The sequence below is a fragment of the Arthrobacter sp. Alg241-R88 genome, assembly GCF_900537115.1.
Classification (GTDB): Bacteria; Actinomycetota; Actinomycetes; order Actinomycetales; family Micrococcaceae; genus Arthrobacter.
The window spans coordinates 1-17,607 of sequence record NZ_UNRG01000011.1 but is presented as its reverse complement, the minus strand read 5'-3'; the positions used below and the strand labels follow the sequence as shown (position 1 = coordinate 17,607).

Below are 17,607 nucleotides of genomic sequence, written 5' to 3'. Positions count from 1 at the left end.
CCAGGGGTCAGGGCTCCCGGAGCGCATCCGTCGTCGGGCCCTGCCTTGCAGGCGACATCAGTCGAACTCGGCGTGGCGGAGGTCAAAGTCCCTTAGAGCTGCAGCTCCCATACTGTCAGCTGCAGCCTGACGCTCCCCAGGGAAGGGTCGACGACGGCAGTCTCCGTGCCGTCGTCGGCCCTTCCCCCATAGCCAGGCGCGCTCATGATGCGCGGACCGCCTCAGCAGCACGAACCGGAGCCGCCAGCCCCAGGTTTTCGCGCAGGGTGTGGCCTGCGTACTCGGTGGGGTAAACGCCGCGTTCCTGCAGTTCCGGCACCAGGTGGTTCACAATATCGTCCAAACCAGTAGGGATCAGCCACGGGGAAATGTTGAAGCCATCCACCGCGCCGACCCGCGCATATTCAGCCAGCTGGTCTGCCACTCCCGAATAGGAACCCGTGAACGTGGCGTCCACGCGTGCCGTGCGGGAGGTGACGAACTGGCGGATGGAGAGGCCCTTGTCCTTGGCCTCCGCCCGCCACTGGTCCGCCAGCTGCCTGGCCTTGGCTCCGTGGAAGCCGCTGCCGCGGGTCTCGGAGGTTTCCTCCACCACGGGATCGATCTCCGGAAGGGGCCCGTCGGGGTCATACCCGGAGAGTTCGCGCCCCCAGAACTGCTCCAGGTACGCCACCGCCTGCTGCGGACCGATCTGCAGGCTGCGGACCCACGCCTTCTTCTCCGCTGCTTCCTCTGCGGTGGGCGCGAGGATGAATTCGCTGGCCGGCATGATCTGCACGGCGTTGGCGCCGCGGCCCGCTTTCAGGGAGCGTGCCACAAGGTCCTTGCGGAACTCGACGGCGTCGTCGAACTTGGGATGGGCCGAGAAGATGACGTCGGCCTGGCGGGCGGCAAAGTCGCGGCCTTCCGGGGAGTCTCCCGCCTGGAAGAGCACCGGCCGGTACTGTGCGCTTCGAGGCAGCCGCGGTGTTACGTCCACCGTGTAGTGCTGCCCTTCATGGAGCACCCGGCGGGCGGGTCCCTCCGCGGTTTCCCAGGAATCCCAAATGCGCTTGGCGGTCTGCACGAAGGCCTCTGCATGCTTGTAGCGGTCCGCGTGGTCCAGGTATCCACCGCGCCGGAAGTTGGCACCGGTCCAGGCGTTGTCCGTGGTCACGATGTTCCACGCCGCCCGGCCACCGGAGATCAGGTCAAGGGACGAGAGCCGGTGCGCGAGGTCCACGGGGTCGTTGTAGGTGGTGTTCTGGGTGGCCACCAGCCCGATGTTTCGGGTGACGGAAGCAAGGGCGGCGAGCATGGTCTGCGCATCCGGCCGGCCCACCACATCCAAAGCGTGCGGCCTGCCGAGGTGCTCCCGCAGGCGGAGGCCCTCGCCAAGGAAGAACGCGGCGAACAGCCCGCGCTCGGCCGTCTGCACAATGCGGCGGAAGGACTCGAAGTCGGTCTGTGAGCCCGATTCGGCCGCCTTCCAGATGGTGCCGGAGTTGACCCCTTGGAAAAAGACGCCGAATTGCAGCTTGCCCGTGGGTGTAAACACTTCTGATGGAACGGTGCCTTGCTGTGTCATGGTCTTCCCCTAGTTTCCGGCGGCAGCGGCCGCGGATGAATCTGCGTAGCGACTGGCCGGGCGTGAGAGCCCCAGCAGGTCGCGGAAGGTGCCGTCCTGGATCGGCGCCCGCAGCGCACCGCGGCGCCGTAGTTCGGGCAGGACCAGTCGTGAAAGTTCGTCCAGTTCCACGGCGAGCGACGCCGGGTGGAGGCGAACGCCGTCGGCCTCCGCCAGCAGCAGCTCAAGGAGGTCCACCAGGCCTGCGGGAGTGCCGATGTAGCGTGCGCGGCCGGTTTCGGAACCGGCCGCCCGCTCAGCCGCAGCCTGCCCTCGGGCGTCAAGGACGACGTCGAGCTCGGCGACGACCGCCACGGACACGCCCAGCCGTTCACGGGCGTCCTTGATTTCGGCGGCGAGCAATTCGGGCGTCGGCGCGGTGACGAGCACGGCATCCACGCCGTCCGCCGGGACCTGCCCCGCGTCCACCAATGCTGAAGCGGCAAGCACCGGCAACTGCCCCTGCAGCGGCCTGGGAATGATGGACGGTCCCTTGACTGAATAACCGTTGCCGGCGAATTCGGCGGGGGTTTCAAAATCGACGTAGTGCAGCTTGTCCACGTCGATATAGCGGCCCGTTGCGACGTCGCGGATCACGGCGTCGTCCTCCCAGGAGTCCCACAGCCGGCGGGAAACCTCGATGGAAGCGGCGGCTTCCTGGGCCAGCGCGGTGCCGGTGACGTTGTTGCGCCCGACGGCGGCTGCCGCCTTCGGTGATTCCGCTGCGGTTGCGATCCATCCGGCGCGGCCGCCGGAAACGTAGTCCAGGCTTGCGAGCTGGGTGGCGGCGTGGAACGGCTCGGTGTACACCGTGTCCACCTCGGGAACGAGGGCGATGGTCCGCGTCACCGGTCCGGCGTAGGCGGCGCGCTGCAGGGCGTTGGCCCGGCCCGGAGCCGGTGCGTCACTGAACGTGGCTGCATGGAACCCTGCGGACTCGGCGGCGAGGACGGCTTCGGCGAGGGTTGCGAAGTCCCCGCCGTCCCATCCGGCCCCGTCGAGCTCGATCGCCAGGAATCCGGCCCGTGCCGCTTCTGGTGTGTTCTTTTCCGGGGTGCTCACTGCTGGTCCTGACGTTCGTAGGGGATCTTCTCGCCGGCTTCGATGGGCACCGGCAACCGGTTTTCCGCCGGCGGCAGCGGGCAGGTGGCGAGATCGGTGTAGGCGCACGGCAGGTTCACGGCCCGGTTGAAGTCGAGCTCCACTGCGCCATCCGCGGCCGGGACCATCGACAGGGAGCGGTTGGCTGCGTAGGTGGTTTTGCCGGAGGTCTGATCCGTGAACAGCACCAGCAGGGATCCCGGAGCGTGCCCATTGAACGCCGTGAGCGCCAGTTCCTGGCCGGCCAGCTTGAAGCGGATCTCACCCGGCGCCTCGTAGACATGCTGGATGCCTTCGACGGCGGCACCCACCGCGGTGGGGCGGGGCACCTCGAACGGCACATAAGTTCCACGGACGGCGTACGCCGCATCCGGTGAGTAGGCTGGCGTGCCCTGGTAGCCGCGCAGCAGCGCGTTTTCAGGATTCCGCGGCCGCACGATGTACTCGCCGCCCCGCTTGGCAAGCTCAATGACAGTTTGCCCGGAGCTGAGGTTCAGGCCGCCGCGTTCAGCGATGGGACCGATGACCGTTTCCCCTGCCGGGAAGGCCTGCTGCTCCAGTTCCAGTGTTTCGCCGGGCTCCAGGACCACCGTGACGAGGTCGTTGACGGCGCTCCAGGTTCCGGGCACTCCGTCCAGGGCGGCGGGCTCGGGGCCCAGCCAGTGCAGGTGGGTGACAGCCAGGAACCCGTGCGGGTGTGCCCGGTGGCGTTCATGGGCCGCGTGCCATTCCTGCCAGTCGGCCTCAAAGGATTCGAATGCGGTTTCAGTGGACTGGGCTGTGGTCGCGTTCATCGGGTTTTCCCATTCTGGGTAGCGGCGGCCCGGGCGGCCGCAAAGCTTTCTTCGGTGATGGTCTTGGACTCCGGCAGCGCCTCCTCGGACAGGCCCCAGCGCTCCAGCACCTCTGCGTAGGAGCCGTCCTCAATGGCCGAGTTCAGGGCCTCGGTGATGACCGGTGCCAGCCCGTTGCCGCGAAGGGTGGTGGCTGCCACGAGGGTTTCGGATGGCCAGCCGGCGTTGACCTTGCCCACCACCTTCAGGTCGTCACGGGTGTTTTCCCGGTACACGGTGGAGGGATAGGGCGCGATGTTGAGGTCGGTGCGTCCCGAGGACAGCGCCAGGATGGTGTCGGCATCGGAGGAGTAGTACTGCAGGGTGGCGGGTGCCTTGCCCTTGCCTTCGAGCTCCTTGTTCCAGGCCAGCAGGATCTTCTCCTGGTTGGTCCCGGAGCCTACTGACACCTTCAGCCCGGAGATGTCGTCGGCACCCTTGATGTCATAGGTGGCGGACTTTTTGGCCTCAAAGCCCATAAAGGCCGCCCGGTAGCTGGCGAAGTCGAAAAGCTTCACCCTGTCCTTGTTGACGCCCACGTTCGAAAAAACGGCCTCGAAGTCACCGGACTGGGTCTTCAGCGGCCAGTTCTCCCAGGACGTCACCTGGACATCCAGCTCCAGGCCCAGCTTGTCGGCCACCAGCTGGGCAATGTCCAGCTCGGACCCGATCGGCGTCTTGTCATCTGTGGCGTGGAAGGACAGCGGGATGGATCCCGCGGTGGTGGCGATGGCGAGCTTGCCGTCCTTGCCGATCAGTTCGGGGACCTTGGCGGCGAGCGCCGTGTCCTTCTCCGCCCGGATACGCTGCTGGTCCGGGGCCGTGTTGTAGACGATGCCGTTGCGCGCCGCCGTCGTCTGGGCACCATCGCTGGCGGAACCCGCCGCTGTTGCACCGGGATCGGCGCAGGCAGACAGCGCAGCCGTTCCCAGGAGTACGACGGCGGGCAGCGCCGCGAGAGTGCGCCTGTTGCGGAAGCGCGGGGCGCGGATGCCGGCAGGTGAAGGGAATGCCATGGGAAGTCCTTTAGATGTTGAAGGCCGGTTCGAGCACCTTGGAGAGAAAGCTCCGGGTGCGTGGTTCCTGCGGGTTGGTGAAAATGTGTTCCGGGCTGCCCTGTTCCACGATCTGCCCCTCGTCCATAAACACCACGGTGTCCGCCACGTCGCGGGCGAAGCCCATCTCATGGGTGACGATGATCAGCGTGGTGCCGGATGTGGCGAGTTCGCGGATGACATCGAGTACTTCATTGACCAATTCGGGGTCGAGGGCCGAGGTGGGTTCGTCGAACAGCAGGATCTTGGGGTCGAGGGCCAGGGCGCGGGCGATGGCTACCCGCTGTTGCTGGCCGCCGGAGAGTTGGCGGGGGTAGGCGCCGGCGCGGTCCTTCAGGCCCACCCGGTCCAGCAGCTCCAGGCCGCGGCGCCGCGCATCCTCCTTGGAGCGGCCCAGTGCCACGACGGGAGCTTCGGCCACGTTTTCGAGTGCGGTGAGGTGCGGGAACAGGTTGAAGTTCTGGAACACCATGCCGATCCCGGTGCGCTGCTTCAGGATTTCCTTCTCCCGCAGCTCGAGCAGCCGCTCGCCGCGGACTTCGTAGCCCACCAGTTTGCCGTCAATCGAGATGAAGCCGCCGTCCACCTTTTCCAGGTGGTTGATGGTGCGCAGCAGGGTGGATTTGCCTGAACCGGAGGGGCCAACGATGACGGCCACGCCGCCGGGCTCCACAGTGAGGCTGACGCCTTTGAGGACCTCGGTGGTACCGAAGGACTTACGGACTTTGGTGATTTCCACCAGGCCGCGGGTTGCAGCATCCTTCGGAGCGGCCGTTTTGGTGGCTGGGGCATTCGCGGCAGTCGCAGCGGCGGTCATCAGAGGCTCCTTGCCCGGTTAGTGGCCACGGCGTGGGTGGCGAAGAATTTGCGGGCCTTCTGCAGGGGCGTCAGCGGCAGGTTCCGCACCGCCCCCTTGGAGTAGTGCCGTTCGATGTAGTACTGGAAGACGCTGAGCACCGAGGTGATCACCACGTACCAAAGGGTTGCCACCAGGAGCAGGGGAAGGACCTGCTGGGTGCGGTTATAGATCACCTGGACTGTGTAGAACAGTTCGGAGTAGGCCAGGACGTACACAATGGACGTGCCCTTCACCAGTCCGATGATCTCGTTGAAGGCGTTGGGCAGGATGGCCCGCATGGCCTGCGGCAGGACGATGCGGGTGGACCTCCGCCAGGCCGGGATGCCCAGCGCAGCAGCGGCTTCAAGCTGTCCCTGGTCCACCGAGAGGATGCCGCCCCGGATGATCTCGGCCGAGTACGCGGCCTGGTTCAGGGTCAGGCCAAGCACGGCTGCAGCGAACTGGCTGATCAGGGTGGTGGTCTGGACCTCGAAGAACCGGACGTCGGTAAAGGGGATGCCTAAGCTGATTTTTTCGTACAGGTAGCCGAGGTTGTACCAGAGCAACATCTGCACCAGCAGCGGCGTGGACCGGAAGATCCAGGAGAATGTCCAGGACACCGAGACCAGCAGCGGCGAGGCGGACAGGCGCATCAGTGCCAGGATGAAGCCCAGCACAAAGCCGAGGACGCCGGAGATCGCTGTCAGCTTCAGTGTCTCCAGCAATCCGTTAATGACGGGCTGGGCGGTGAACCACTGCGCCACCACGCCCCACTCCCAGCGGGGATTGGTGGCCAGGGACCACGCCACCGCGAGGACTCCGAGGGCCACGACGGCGGTCCCCACCCACCGCCAGGGGTGCTTGGCGGCCACCACACGGTAGGCGGAGTAGTCAGTGGCTACCCGGGCGGCCCCGTCTTCGGGTGGGAGCCCGCCTGCCGCGGAAGCAGCCGTTCCAGGGGCTGCGGCCGGCGCCGGGCCTGCAGCTGACTGTGCTGACTTTGTTGACTGCGCCACCGTCGTTGCTGCTGAACTCATGCGCCACCTCGCTTCTCTGGTTGGGCCGGAGCTGGTTGCCCCGGGTGCTGGCTGCAAATCTAGGACCGGCCAGAAGGGGGCAGCAAGGCAGCAGGTTGCATAACTTCACCGGAGTTCGCACAGCGTCATGAGTCGGTTTTTTGCGTCCCTTGACGTGGTGTGACGCGGAGTTAACGGCCGTGAAGAAGCACTCGACCGCCGTCGGAAACGCTGCCTAGCATGGGCACTCCAGCCGCCCCCAACCGCCGCTACCAGGAGCATCCATGCCAGCGAATATTCCGGCCGTCGTCTTCGTGGGCGGCGGGCCCCGCACGGCCGGCGTCCTTGAGCGGATTTCCGCGAACCGCCCGGAGCTCTTCAGCGGACCGCTGGAGATCCACGTGATCGAACCGCATGTCCCGGGCTCCGGCCGCATTTGGCGCTACGAACAGGAACCCGGCCTCCTGCTCAACTCCACTGCGGCGGACATCACCATGTTCACCGATGCCTCGGTTGCCTGTGAGGGTCCTGCCGGCAATGGTCCGAGCTTGGCCGAATGGGCCGCTGGCGTGGTGAACGGCTCCATCACCGACGTGCCGGACTTTCCCCGGCCTTTGTGGGAGCAGCTCCGCTCGCTGACAGGCGCCACGTTTCCCACCCGGCAGCTGCAGAGCCAGTACCTGGAGTGGTTCTTCCGCCGCGCAGCCAGGTCCTTCGGCCGTCAGGTGACGGTTCACCGGACCACTGCCGTGGCTGTCAGCCAGGCCGGTGACGCCGCTTCCGGCGCCAATACCGAGGGAAATTACCTCGTTACCCTGGCAAACGGGCGGACCCTGCGGGCCGACGTCGTGGTTACCGCCCTGGGGCACACGGATGCCCATCCTGATACCGCTTCTGCCGCCTGGGCCGACTTTGCCGAGCGGCACGGCGGGTTCCATGCGGCACCCAGCTACACCACCGACGTCGACTATTCACCCATTGCTCCGGGACAGGACGTGATCGTTTCCGGCATGGGCCTGGCCTTCGTTGACCTCCTGGTCCTCCTGATGGAGGGACGCGGCGGCCGCTTTGTGGAGAATCCCGACGGCGGCCTGCAGTACCTGCCGTCCGGTCGGGAACCCAGGCTGTGGGCCGGGTCGCGCCGTGGTGTGCCCTACCACTCCAAGATTTCCGCAACGCTCCGGGGCGAGACGCCGGGGCCGTTGCGTTTCCTGACCGCTGCAGCCGTGGATGCCCTGCTGCAGCAGCACGAAGAACTGGATTTCCGCAGGGACCTGTGGCCGCTGGTGGCGAAGGAAGCCGGCTATTACTACTACCGGGAACTGCTGACCGGCAGCCCGGCCCGGGCCGCCATGGGGTGGGAGGAGTTCGCCGGGCACTACTCCGCCATGGAATGGTACAGCGCCAAGCGGGAGGAGCTCGTGGCTGCTGCCGTTCCGGATCCCGCCCTGCACCTGGACCTGGAGGGGCTGGACCGCCCCTTCGCCGGCCGCCGCCTTGCTGGCACCCAGGAGGTGCAGGATGCGGTGGTTGAGTACATTGAGCACGATCTTGGCCTCCGGGACAGCCCCGACCACCCGGAAACCTTTGCCCTCTTCCTGGCTCTGCTCCACGTGTACATGGAAGTGGGCCGCATTGTCCCGCCGGAGCGCCTCAACGCGCGGTCCCAGCAGACGGTCCACGGCTGGTGGCACGGATTCTTCAGCTTCGTGGACTCCGGGCCGCCGCCGCACCGGCTCCGCCAGATGCTGGCACTTCACCGCGCCGGCCTGCTGCGTTTCCTCGGGCCGGGGCTTGAGGTGGCCGCGGACGAATCCACTGGTTTGTTCCACGGCAGCTCGCCGGAGTCAGGGGCCTCCGTGGCGGCAAAAGCCCTGATCGAAGCCCGGTTGCCCTCCCCCACCGTGGCGCGGTCGCTTAACCCGCTGCTGCAGTCCCTCTACCGGACGGGCCTCGGCGCGGAGCAGCAACTGCTCACGGCGGACGGGATCCACTCCACGGGCAAACTGCTGATCTCGGCCCGGCACGAGCTGGTCAACGCCGAGGGAAAGCCGCAGCCGGGGATGTTTGGCGTAGGCCCCGGCACGTCCGGTTGGGGCGCCGGAGCCTTTGCCCGGCCCGGCACCAACGCCGCGCCCTTCCGTGAGAATGATGCCCTGGCCCGGACCATCCTCGCCGCTGCCCGTGGCATCGCCTCCCGCACGTCCAGCACAATGTCTCCAGAACCAGCCGCCGTCGGAAAGAACTGAACCGTGACAGCAGAACCAGACCTCGTATGCCAGCCCCTGGACGGCGCACGCCAGCCCCTGCGCATTGCCCGCCGGCCGCTTGACCCGGCCGCGCTGACGGTCCTTAACCTCCCCATGCACGATCCCCGGGTCCGGCCACTGCTGGACGAGCTCGCCGTCGAATACGACACCCGGTACGGCGATCTCTTCGGCCGGCAGGCAGCGGCGGACGAACTGAACCGCTACCCTGCCGAGGAATTCGAGGCACCCGGGGGAGCGCTCCTGGTGATCCAGGAGAACGGGGAATCCATTTCCGGCGGAGCCTTCCGCCGCTACGACTCCCGGACGGCGGAACTCAAGCGGATTTGGACGCACTCCGGCCACCGCCGCCGCGGTTTGGCCAAGGTGGTAATGGCCGAGCTGGAAACCCTCGCTGCCAGCCGCCGGTACACGCGGATCTACCTCACCACCGGTCCCCGCCAGCCCGAAGCCAAACACCTCTATCTCAGCACCGGCTACCAGCCGCAGTTCGATCTGGATGCAGACCCGGAGACGTTGAAGTTCCTGGCGTTCACAAAGGAGCTTTCAGAGGTTCGGCCCAACTGACCGGCTCCGCCGGCCGGGGCAGAGCCACCGCTAAGCTAACGGCATGGCCAACAAAACCACAGCAGAGAAGCTTGCCACCATCCAGAAGGGGTACACGCTGGAAGGGGCAGCCATCGAACTCGGCGCCGCCATCGTTGACGGCGAACTCCACAAGGAGGCGCAGGTCCGCCTGCCGCTGGCCATGATGAACCGGCATGGCCTGGTGGCAGGCGCCACCGGCACCGGCAAAACCGTGACGCTGCACATGATGGCCGAACAGCTGTCCGCCGCGGGTGTCCCCGTCTTCCTGGCGGACATCAAGGGTGACCTCTCGGGCCTCGCCACGGCCGCCGCGGGCAGCGAAAAACTTGCGGCACGCACCGAGAGCATCGGCCAGGCCTGGCAGGGCAGGACTTTCCCCGTAGAGTTCCTTGCTCTGGGCGGTGACGGCAACGGTGTCCCGGTCAGGGCCACGGTGACATCCTTCGGCCCCATCCTGCTCTCGCGCATCATGGAGCTGAACGACACCCAGGAATCCAGCCTGCAGCTGGTGTTCTATTTTGCGGACAAGAACGGCCTGGAGCTGATCGACCTGAAGGACCTCCGGGCGGTCATTCAGTTCCTGACGTCGCCGGAGGGCAAGGACCAGCTGGAGGAGCTGGGCGGGTTGTCCAAAGCCACGGCGGGCGTGATCCTGCGGGAACTGGTGAACCTGGAGGCCCAGGGATTGGAGAAGTTCTTCGGCGAACCGGAATTCGATACCGCCGAGCTGCTGCGGACCGCCCCGGACGGCCGCGGCGTGATCACATGCCTGGAACTGCCTACCCTGCAGACCAAGCCCATGCTGTTCTCGACCTTCCTGATGTGGCTGCTGGCCGACCTCTTTGAGGACCTGCCCGAAGCCGGCGACCTCGACAAACCCAAACTCGTGTTCTTCCTCGACGAGGCACACCTCCTCTTCAACGATGCATCCAAGGCGTTCCTGGACGCCATCACCACCACCGTCCGGCTTATCCGGTCCAAGGGTGTTGGCATCTTCTTCGTCACCCAGACGCCCAAGGACGTGCCGGCTGAAGTCCTCGGCCAGCTGGCCAACCGGGTGCAGCATGCCCTTCGGGCGTTCACGCCGGAGGACGCCAAGGCGCTCAAGGCCACGGTCTCCACCTTCCCGATGAGCGACTACGACCTCGAAGAGACCCTGACGTCCGCAGGAATCGGCGAAGCCGTGGTCACGGTCATGAACGAGAAGGGTGCGCCCACTCCCGTGGCCCATACCCGGCTGCGCGCCCCTGAATCCGTGATGGGACCCAGTGATGAGGCCCTGGTGAGAAGCACGGTGGCAGGGTCGTCTTTGTTGCCAAAGTATGGAACCGCCGTAGACAACCCCTCGGCCTACGAAAAGCTCACCGGCAAGGCGGCGGCTCCCACCGGCCCGGCTGCGCCCGGTGAACCTCCCGTTCCCGGCACCGGCGGCGGTGCCGGCGCTACCGGCGGTGTTCCCGGCGGCGCCGGCGACGTCGATGCCGAGGCGCGGCGGATCGAAGAGGAGATCCTTGGCCGGCCCAGCAGCCGGCCCGCACCCACCAGGAGCAGCGGCCGCCGCGCCCCCGCTGATGTCCCGCGGACTACCCGGCAGGAGTCCGGCGGCGCGATGGGCGACCTTGGCGGTGTCCTCGGCGGCGCACTTGGCGGCGGGCTGAAAAGCATGGCCCGGTCCATCGGAACCCAGCTCGGACGTGAGCTGCTGCGGGGCGTGTTTGGCACGTCGTCCCGGCGCCGCCGCTGACCGCGGCCGCCGCAGTGCGCCGACTCAACTGCCGCCGTCGGGCGCATGGCAGGTAACGTATGGAACGTGCAGATGAGTCAAGCGTTGGTGAGGATCGCGGCCGGATGGCTGCTGGGCCTCATGCTTGCTATCGCCGGCGCCATCGTTGCCGTGAACCTCGTGAACGATACTGTGGCCAGTCCGCAGCAGCCCGTGCGCGAGTACCTGGGCGCTTTGCAGAGCGGCGACGGCGGCAAGGCGCTGGGGCTTCTGCGGGCAACGGTGCCGCCCAGCAACGCTGCAATGCTCGACGGAACGGCCCTGCAGACCGCCGCGTCCCGCCTGGCCAATGTGAACATCGGCGACGCCGAGGAGCGGCCCGGCAGCCAGGTGATGGTGCCCCTGGAATACACCATCGACGGCAGCCGCCTCCGCACGGAGTTCCTGCTCCAGAAGACCGGAACCGAGTGGATCTTCTTCAACACGTGGGCATTTGTCCCGTCCCGGCTGCCCACCGTTGATGTCACCGTGGTCAACGCCAGCGAGGCCACCGTCAACGGCGTGGACGTCAACATGCCGAACGGCCGGAACTCCTTCGCCGTTTTCTACCCGGGCGAATATGAGGCCACGGTGAACGGGGAGTACTTTTCCGCGCCTGCCACCCGTGCCACCGTGACCGCCCGCGATGTCCCGGTGGCACCGCTCAACCTGCTGACCCAGGCCACGGACGAACTGAAGACGGACGTGGCGGCAAAGGTCAAGGAATTCCTGGACGGCTGCGCGGCCCAGGCAGTCAAGGAGCAGAAGCTCCAGCCTGACTGTCCCTTCTACTTCGCCAGCAACAACCGGGTCCAGGACGGCACCATCAAGTGGTCCGTCACTGAGTATCCCAACGTGGCCATCGAGCCGTTCGACGGCCGCTGGGTGGTGGCGCCGCTGGACGGCAAGGCGAAGGTGGAAGCGCTCCAGCAGAACCTGTTCACCGGCGCCTGGTACCCGCTGGACGAAGAGGTGGACTTCAGCTTCACCACCCGCCTGGACGTTTCCGGAGACACCATCAAAGTCACGCCGATGCTGAGCTTCTAGGGCTGGATCCTGGCCGGTCCGGCTTCGGGCGCAACACAAAAAGGCTGCCGCCCGTGACACTTACGTCACGGGCGGCAGCCTTTGCGCTCACAGTACGACGGCGGCGCGTCAGTCCATGCCGCGAAGGTCGAGTACCAGTTCGGTATCGCCGTCGGCCTGCAGTATTACCGGGATGCCCCAGTCCTGCTGGTAGAGGTGGCAGGCTGCGTGGTCCGGGATTTCGCCGTCCTCAGTTTCCGGGCCGTCACAGGCCGCGGCGCGGGCGGTGATATGCAGGATGCCCTCGGGGACGTCTGCGGACAACTCAAGGGTCCGCAGCAGCCCCACTGACGTTCCGCCGCCGGACACCAGCAGGTCAGGCGGAGTGGAGGAGATCTTCAGCTGGGTGGGATCGCCCCAGCGGTCATCCAGCTTCTGCCCGGTGGGTGCAGTGAAGCGCACGGTCAGCTCGAGCGGGCCAGGCGCCACCGGGCTCTTCGGCCGGTGCGTCTGCGACGCGCCCTCGTCCACCTGCTGGGCTTCCTTGGGGATGGGCACGTACACCAGCTGGTGCTGGTTGGCCTCTACCACAACCAGCAGCGGCTCCGAGCCGGCCGACTGCGTGTGGTCCACAATCACGTCCGAGGGCTCCAGGAGCCCGCGTGCCAGCGTCGAGACGGTCTCCGTGCTGGGGTCGTAGCGGCGGACAGCACCGTTGTAGGTGTCGGCGATAGCCACAGAACCGTCCGGCAGCACCGTCACGCCCAGCGGGTGCTGGAGGCGGGCTTCCTCAGCAGCACCGTCGCGGAAACCGAAGTCGAACAGGCCCTTGCCCACGGCAGATTCAATGGTGATGGCGCCGTCGTCGTCGATCACGAGCTTGCGGAGCGCGGACGTTTCGGAGTCAGCCACCCAGATGTTGCCGGCCGCGTCTTCGGCGAGGCCAGAGGGCTGGGCGAACCATGCCTCGTGGGCCGGGCCGTCCAGCAGGCCTTCAAGTCCGTTGCCGGCAATGATGTCCACTTCGCCGGACACGGGGTCGAAGCTGAAGATCTGGTGGGTTCCGGCCATGGCGATCACCACGGCGTTGAGCTTGCTGGACCAGACGAGATCCCACGGTGAGCTCAGGGAGACCTCCAGGGGGTGCTCGCTCAAGCGGCCGGTAAATCCGGCGGCGTCCTCGTCAACGCGGGCCGGTCCGGTCTCGAGCAGGCGCTGGATGCCGTTGCCCACGAGGGTGGTCGCCTTCCCGTCCTGCAGTGAGAGCCCGCGGAGCCGGTGGTTGACGGAATCCGCAATCACGACGTCGTAACCCACCTTCGCTGCCACGTCCTCCGGCAGCAGGACCAGGCCCTGGGGCTCGTTGAACTGGGCGGCGGCCGCCTCACCGGCGGCGGGGCCGTCAGCGTAACCCTTGGTGCCGGAGCCGTAGGTGCCCAGGACAGTCTGGAAGTCGGTTCCCAGTTCCACCAGGCGGTGGTGTCCGGTGTCGGTGACCAGCCAGGAGCCCTTTGCGGCACCGTTGGAAGCTGCGGCACCCGCCGTTGCATCGGCGTCGGGCGCTGCATCTGGGGCGGAACCGCGCCCGGCGGGCAGGAAGAGGGCCTTGCCCGGGAAACGCAGCGTTCCCGAGGTGGGCTCAGGGGCCACGTACGGGCCGGAGCCGCGGTGCAGGGTCCCCTTGGCTTCGTGTTCGGCGATGAGCTCGGGGATCAGCACCGCGAGCCCGTCCGCGTGGCCTTCACCGGAAAGGTGCGCCACGATGTAGCCCTCAGGGTCGATGACCACCAGGGTGGGCCAGGCGCGGGCGGTGTACGCCTTCCAGGTGTCCAGCTCCGGGTCGTCCAGGACCGGGTGGTGGATCTCGTAGCGCTCCACAGCCGCCGCCAGGGCCACCGGGTCTGCCTCGTGCTCGAACTTGGGCGAGTGGACGCCCACAGTCACCAGGACGTCGGAGTACTGTTCCTCCAGCGGCCGCAGTTCATCCAGGACGTGAAGGCAGTTGATGCAGCAGAAGGTCCAGAAGTCCAGCAGCACGATCTTGCCGCGGAGGGCTTCGAGGTCCAGCGATTTCCCTCCGGTGTTCAACCAGTTACGGCCCACCAGTTCGGAGGCTCGGACCCGGAGGTGGGTGCGTACGGTTTCGCTCATCAGCGTCCTTCCAGCTTGTTTCGTTCGGCCAGCCTGGCGTCGCGTTCAGCCAATTTGGCAAACATATCGTTGTAAGCGGTGAGATCGGCGTCGTTATTCCTGTCCGCCGCCCGGTCCACGCGTTTGGTCTCCCGCTGGTCGGACCTTGACCACATGATGGCCACGCCGATGGCCACCAGGAGCGTGGGCACCTCGCCGATGCCCCAGGCCACCGCGCCTCCCGTTTGCTGGTCCAGCAGGGCCGACTGTCCCCAGGCCCGGCCCAGGTTGCCGAAGTAGTCAGCGGCCAGCAGGTTGGTGCCGCCCATGATGGCGACGCCGAAGAAGGCGTGGAAGCCCATGGTGGCCAGCAGCAGCAGCAGGCGCATGGGGTACGGCGCCCGGCGCGGCAGCGGGTCGGAGCCGATCATGCTCAAGATGAAGATGTATCCCGTGAGCAGGAAGTGCACAATCATCAGTTCATGGCCCACGTGCTCCCGCATGGCGAAGCCGAACAGGTCCGAGTAGTAGAACAGGACGATTGAACCGGCAAAGTTAGCGGCGGCGAACAGCGGATGCGTGACCACCTGCGAGAACCTGGAGTGCACAAACACCAGCAGCCACTCCCTTGGACCGCGGGAACCATCTCCGCGAGGGGGCAAGGCGCGCAGGGCAAGGGTCACCGGTGCGCCGAGGACCAGGAAGATGGGGGCCACCATGGTCAGCGCCATGTGGTCCACCATGTGCGCCGAGAACAGTATCCGGCCATAGACCGACGGCGGGCCGGACGTGATGTAGGTAAGCACCAGCAGTCCGATCACCCAGTTCACGGACCGGAACCACTGCCACTTGTCGCCCCGGCGGTAGATCTTGGCCACGCCCAGGAAGTAGGCCACCAGCCCGAACAGCGCCACGGCAATCCAGAGCCAGTCCAGCCGCCACTCGGTGAGCCAGCGCGCGGGGGTCAGCTCCGGAGGAAGTTCGTAGCCGGTCAGGATAAAAGCGGGTGTTGCGTCGGGTGCAAACGTGGTGGGCTGGGGCGGGGCCGAGCGGCCCAGGGCCACGGCCACGCCGGAGGTAGCGCCCATCACGAGGAATTCAGCCAGGACCAGCTGCCAGAGGACCCTTCGCGAGGACATCGCGGCGCCCTTGCGGTTCAGCTGCGGGATCACCCACTGCCGGTGCATCAGGCCGATCCCGCCCAGGACCAGCGTTGCAGCCGACTTGGCCAGGATCAGCTGGCCGTAGGAGGATCCGAAGAGGTCGCCCCAGTTGGTGATGCGGATGCTGGCATTGATGATGCCGGAAGCGAAGACGAGCACGAAGGCGAAGCCCGCCAGCGAGGAGAACCGGCGAAGTGTCGACTCGGTGATATCCGCCGCGGCTCCGGCTTTGCCCGCTGTCAGGATCCCGGACAGCAGCGCCAGCATGATGATGCCACCCACCCAGGTACTGACGCCCACCAGGTGCAGGCCGAGGGAGTTAATAGCGCCTTCGTGGTCCGATGAGCTCGAGGAATGCCCGATCAGGGCCGTCGGGACCAGGCCGATGAGTGCCAGGATCAGGGTTAGCGCCAACCCACCAAGGGACCTGACACCGAAAAGGGCGGTGGTCACCACAGCGGCAATGATGGTGACGGCGAGCCAGGCCCGGCCCGTTTCGATGTCCGTCATGAAGTAGACCAGGGCCTGCGTGAACTCGGCGTCGCCCGACACCGCTTGCCCGGCTACGTCCGAATAGGTAAGCACCAGGACGGCAATGGCGGACAGGGTCCAGACGGCGCCTGCAACTGCTGCAACCGCCATCGCGCGGGTGAACGCCGGATGTTCGGGGGCCTCATCATCGCGGCCGGCGTCCCGGTCCCTGCTGCGGAGCCCGAGGTTCTTGGGCAGGATGCCGACGGCGAAGATCAGGCCGCCGATGACTGTGGCCACCGAGACGTTGTGGATGGCTTTGCTGATGGGCAGGCCCCAGCGGACCAGTGCACCGGGATCCGACACCTCACGGGCAACGGCCGCGCCTGAAAAAACGAGCGCGGCTGCCAGGCCGAGGAAGAGTGCCGCCAGTCCTGCCAGCTGCCATGGCGCCGAGAGGCCCAGGACGTTGCCGGCCTGCCCAGGGACTCCCTTGCCGGGAGTTGGCTGGGTTGCTGCGGATTGGGGTATTGCGGCGGAAGGCACCTATCCATTGTCCGATACCCTTGCCCGGGCCGCGAATCGGCTTAAAGCTAAAGGGGCGGCAACCAGGTGGTTGCCGCCCCTTTAGCCACGCCGGCCTGATGCCGGGGGAAAAGCTTTACTTCTTGTTGGAGACCGCAGCCTTCAGCTTGGAGCCGGCGGTCAGCTTGACGCTGTGGCCAGCGGCGATCTGGATGGTCTCGCCGGTCTGGGGGTTGCGGCCGGTGCGTGCTGCACGGTCGGTGCGCTCGACGGCGAGCCAGCCCGGGATGGTGATCTTCTCGCCCGCGGCGACAGAAGTCTCGAAAACCTCGAACAGTGCGTCGAGGACGGAGTTGACGGCTGCCTGGCTGGTGCCGGCCTTGCCCGCTACCTCTGCAACAAGTTCACTACGGTTCTTAGCCATTTATGTCCTCCTGGACGGTCATGATTCTGGAGCCTGAACGCGGCGTGCGCACAAGCCACTGTTCGAAAACTTACCAGCTTGGGCCCTCCCGTTCCGCAAATTCCGCGTGTTTCCGCGACTTTTTGAGGTTAATCACCAGATTCTTGAGGGTTTTCGGCCCCGATTGAGCCCGTAGCGGACGCTCTCTCACTCCCTGCAGGTTTTCGTCGGACGTCTATCAGCTCCTGCAGCCTTTCGCCGGACGCTCTCTCACTCGATGTAGGTTTTGGAGTGACGCTCTCTCACTTGATGTGGCCTTTTGGGTGATGCTCTCTCACTAGATGCGGGTTTTGGAGTGACGCTCTCTCACTCCATGCGGGTTTTTGGGTGACCCTCTCTCACTTGATGTGGCCTTGTGGGTGATGCTCTCTCAGTTGGCGGTGTTCCATGGTGTTGCTCTTCCGTGTGATGGCCGACGACGACGGCTGGTTTGGGATGCTGCCGGCTGGGCCTTAACTCCTGGGCGGGTGAGGGATCGTTTGGTTGAGAACACGTCGAGTGAGAGAGCGATCGGAAAAAGCCCGCGTTAAGTGAGAGAGGGATCGGGAAAAGGCCGCGTTAAGTGAGAGAACGACCGGGAAAAACCCGCACTAAGTGAGAGAGGGTTCCGGGTGGTGTTTTTGTTTGTTAAATGTGGGAGGCCCCAACCTGGTGGTTGGGGCCTCGACCTAATGGTTGTCCGGCGGTGACCTACTCTCCCACACCCTCCCGGGTGCAGTACCATCGGCGCTGTGGGTCTTAGCTTCCGGGTTCGGAATGGGAC

13 protein-coding genes and 1 rRNA gene are annotated in these 17,607 nt (G+C 66.2%); 4 read left to right on the top strand and 10 right to left on the bottom strand.

From position 1 onward, the window contains the following. Positions 1 to 202 precede the first annotated feature (202 nt). Genes G6R19_RS17970 through G6R19_RS17945 form a run of 6 tightly spaced genes read right to left on the bottom strand, consistent with a single transcriptional unit; the run spans position 203 to position 6,470 of the window. Positions 203 to 1,567, bottom strand: a complete 1,365-nt coding sequence (locus G6R19_RS17970) for an NtaA/DmoA family FMN-dependent monooxygenase (RefSeq protein WP_163167499.1) — start codon at positions 1,565 to 1,567, stop codon at positions 203 to 205. A gap of 9 nt (positions 1,568 to 1,576) precedes the next feature. Beyond that, a complete protein-coding gene (locus G6R19_RS17965; protein ID WP_163167497.1) occupies positions 1,577 to 2,668 on the bottom strand; it encodes an LLM class flavin-dependent oxidoreductase in 1,092 nt (363 codons plus the stop codon). Continuing rightward, positions 2,665 to 3,501: a DUF1684 domain-containing protein gene (locus tag G6R19_RS17960; protein WP_163167495.1), complete on the bottom strand. Its 837-nt coding sequence runs from the start codon at positions 3,499 to 3,501 to the stop codon at positions 2,665 to 2,667. Before G6R19_RS17960 ends, G6R19_RS17965 begins: the two co-directional genes overlap by 4 nt. Continuing rightward, the gene (locus tag G6R19_RS17955) at positions 3,498 to 4,556 is read right to left on the bottom strand and encodes a transporter substrate-binding domain-containing protein (protein WP_163167493.1); all 1,059 of its coding nucleotides are present in this window, start codon (positions 4,554 to 4,556) and stop codon (positions 3,498 to 3,500) included. Before G6R19_RS17955 ends, G6R19_RS17960 begins: the two co-directional genes overlap by 4 nt. 10 nt (positions 4,557 to 4,566) lie before the next feature. Further along, entirely contained in the window at positions 4,567 to 5,412 is an 846-nt protein-coding gene (locus G6R19_RS17950) for an amino acid ABC transporter ATP-binding protein (RefSeq protein WP_275898080.1), read from the bottom strand. Next, positions 5,412 to 6,470 (bottom strand): amino acid ABC transporter permease, encoded by a 1,059-nt coding sequence (locus G6R19_RS17945; protein WP_163167491.1) that lies wholly within the window; start codon positions 6,468 to 6,470, stop codon positions 5,412 to 5,414. Before G6R19_RS17945 ends, G6R19_RS17950 begins: the two co-directional genes overlap by 1 nt. A gap of 263 nt (positions 6,471 to 6,733) precedes the next feature. Between G6R19_RS17945 and G6R19_RS17940 the strand changes: the two genes are divergently transcribed. The 4 genes from G6R19_RS17940 (at position 6,734) to G6R19_RS17925 (ending at position 12,113) form a co-directional block, all read left to right on the top strand. Beyond that, positions 6,734 to 8,698: an FAD/NAD(P)-binding protein gene (locus G6R19_RS17940; protein ID WP_163167489.1), complete on the top strand. Its 1,965-nt coding sequence runs from the start codon at positions 6,734 to 6,736 to the stop codon at positions 8,696 to 8,698. A 114-nt stretch (positions 8,699 to 8,812) separates the two neighbouring features. Next, positions 8,813 to 9,283, top strand: a complete 471-nt coding sequence (locus G6R19_RS17935) for a GNAT family N-acetyltransferase (RefSeq protein WP_163167670.1) — start codon at positions 8,813 to 8,815, stop codon at positions 9,281 to 9,283. A gap of 43 nt (positions 9,284 to 9,326) precedes the next feature. Next, complete coding sequence (locus G6R19_RS17930) at positions 9,327 to 11,048, top strand: helicase HerA-like domain-containing protein (RefSeq protein WP_163167487.1); 1,722 nt, start codon at positions 9,327 to 9,329, stop codon at positions 11,046 to 11,048. 72 nt (positions 11,049 to 11,120) lie between these two features. Next, positions 11,121 to 12,113, top strand: a complete 993-nt coding sequence (locus tag G6R19_RS17925; protein ID WP_205484564.1) for a hypothetical protein — start codon at positions 11,121 to 11,123, stop codon at positions 12,111 to 12,113. A 108-nt stretch (positions 12,114 to 12,221) separates the two neighbouring features. Here G6R19_RS17925 and G6R19_RS17920 read toward each other — a convergent pair whose 3' ends face one another. From G6R19_RS17920 to rrf, 4 genes are all read right to left on the bottom strand, one after another. After that, on the bottom strand, positions 12,222 to 14,243 hold the full coding sequence (locus G6R19_RS17920; RefSeq protein ID WP_163167485.1) for an NHL domain-containing thioredoxin family protein: 2,022 nt from the start codon (positions 14,241 to 14,243) through the stop codon (positions 12,222 to 12,224). Next, positions 14,243 to 16,321 carry a cytochrome c oxidase assembly protein gene (locus G6R19_RS17915; protein ID WP_240341962.1) on the bottom strand — a complete coding sequence of 693 codons (2,079 nt, stop codon included), beginning with the start codon at positions 16,319 to 16,321 and terminating at the stop codon, positions 14,243 to 14,245. Before G6R19_RS17915 ends, G6R19_RS17920 begins: the two co-directional genes overlap by 1 nt. 196 nt (positions 16,322 to 16,517) lie before the next feature. Further along, entirely contained in the window at positions 16,518 to 16,805 is a 288-nt protein-coding gene (locus G6R19_RS17910; protein WP_009358243.1) for an HU family DNA-binding protein, read from the bottom strand. A 716-nt stretch (positions 16,806 to 17,521) separates the two neighbouring features. After that, positions 17,522 to 17,607 (bottom strand): 5S ribosomal RNA (gene rrf, locus G6R19_RS17905); the annotation flags it as partial.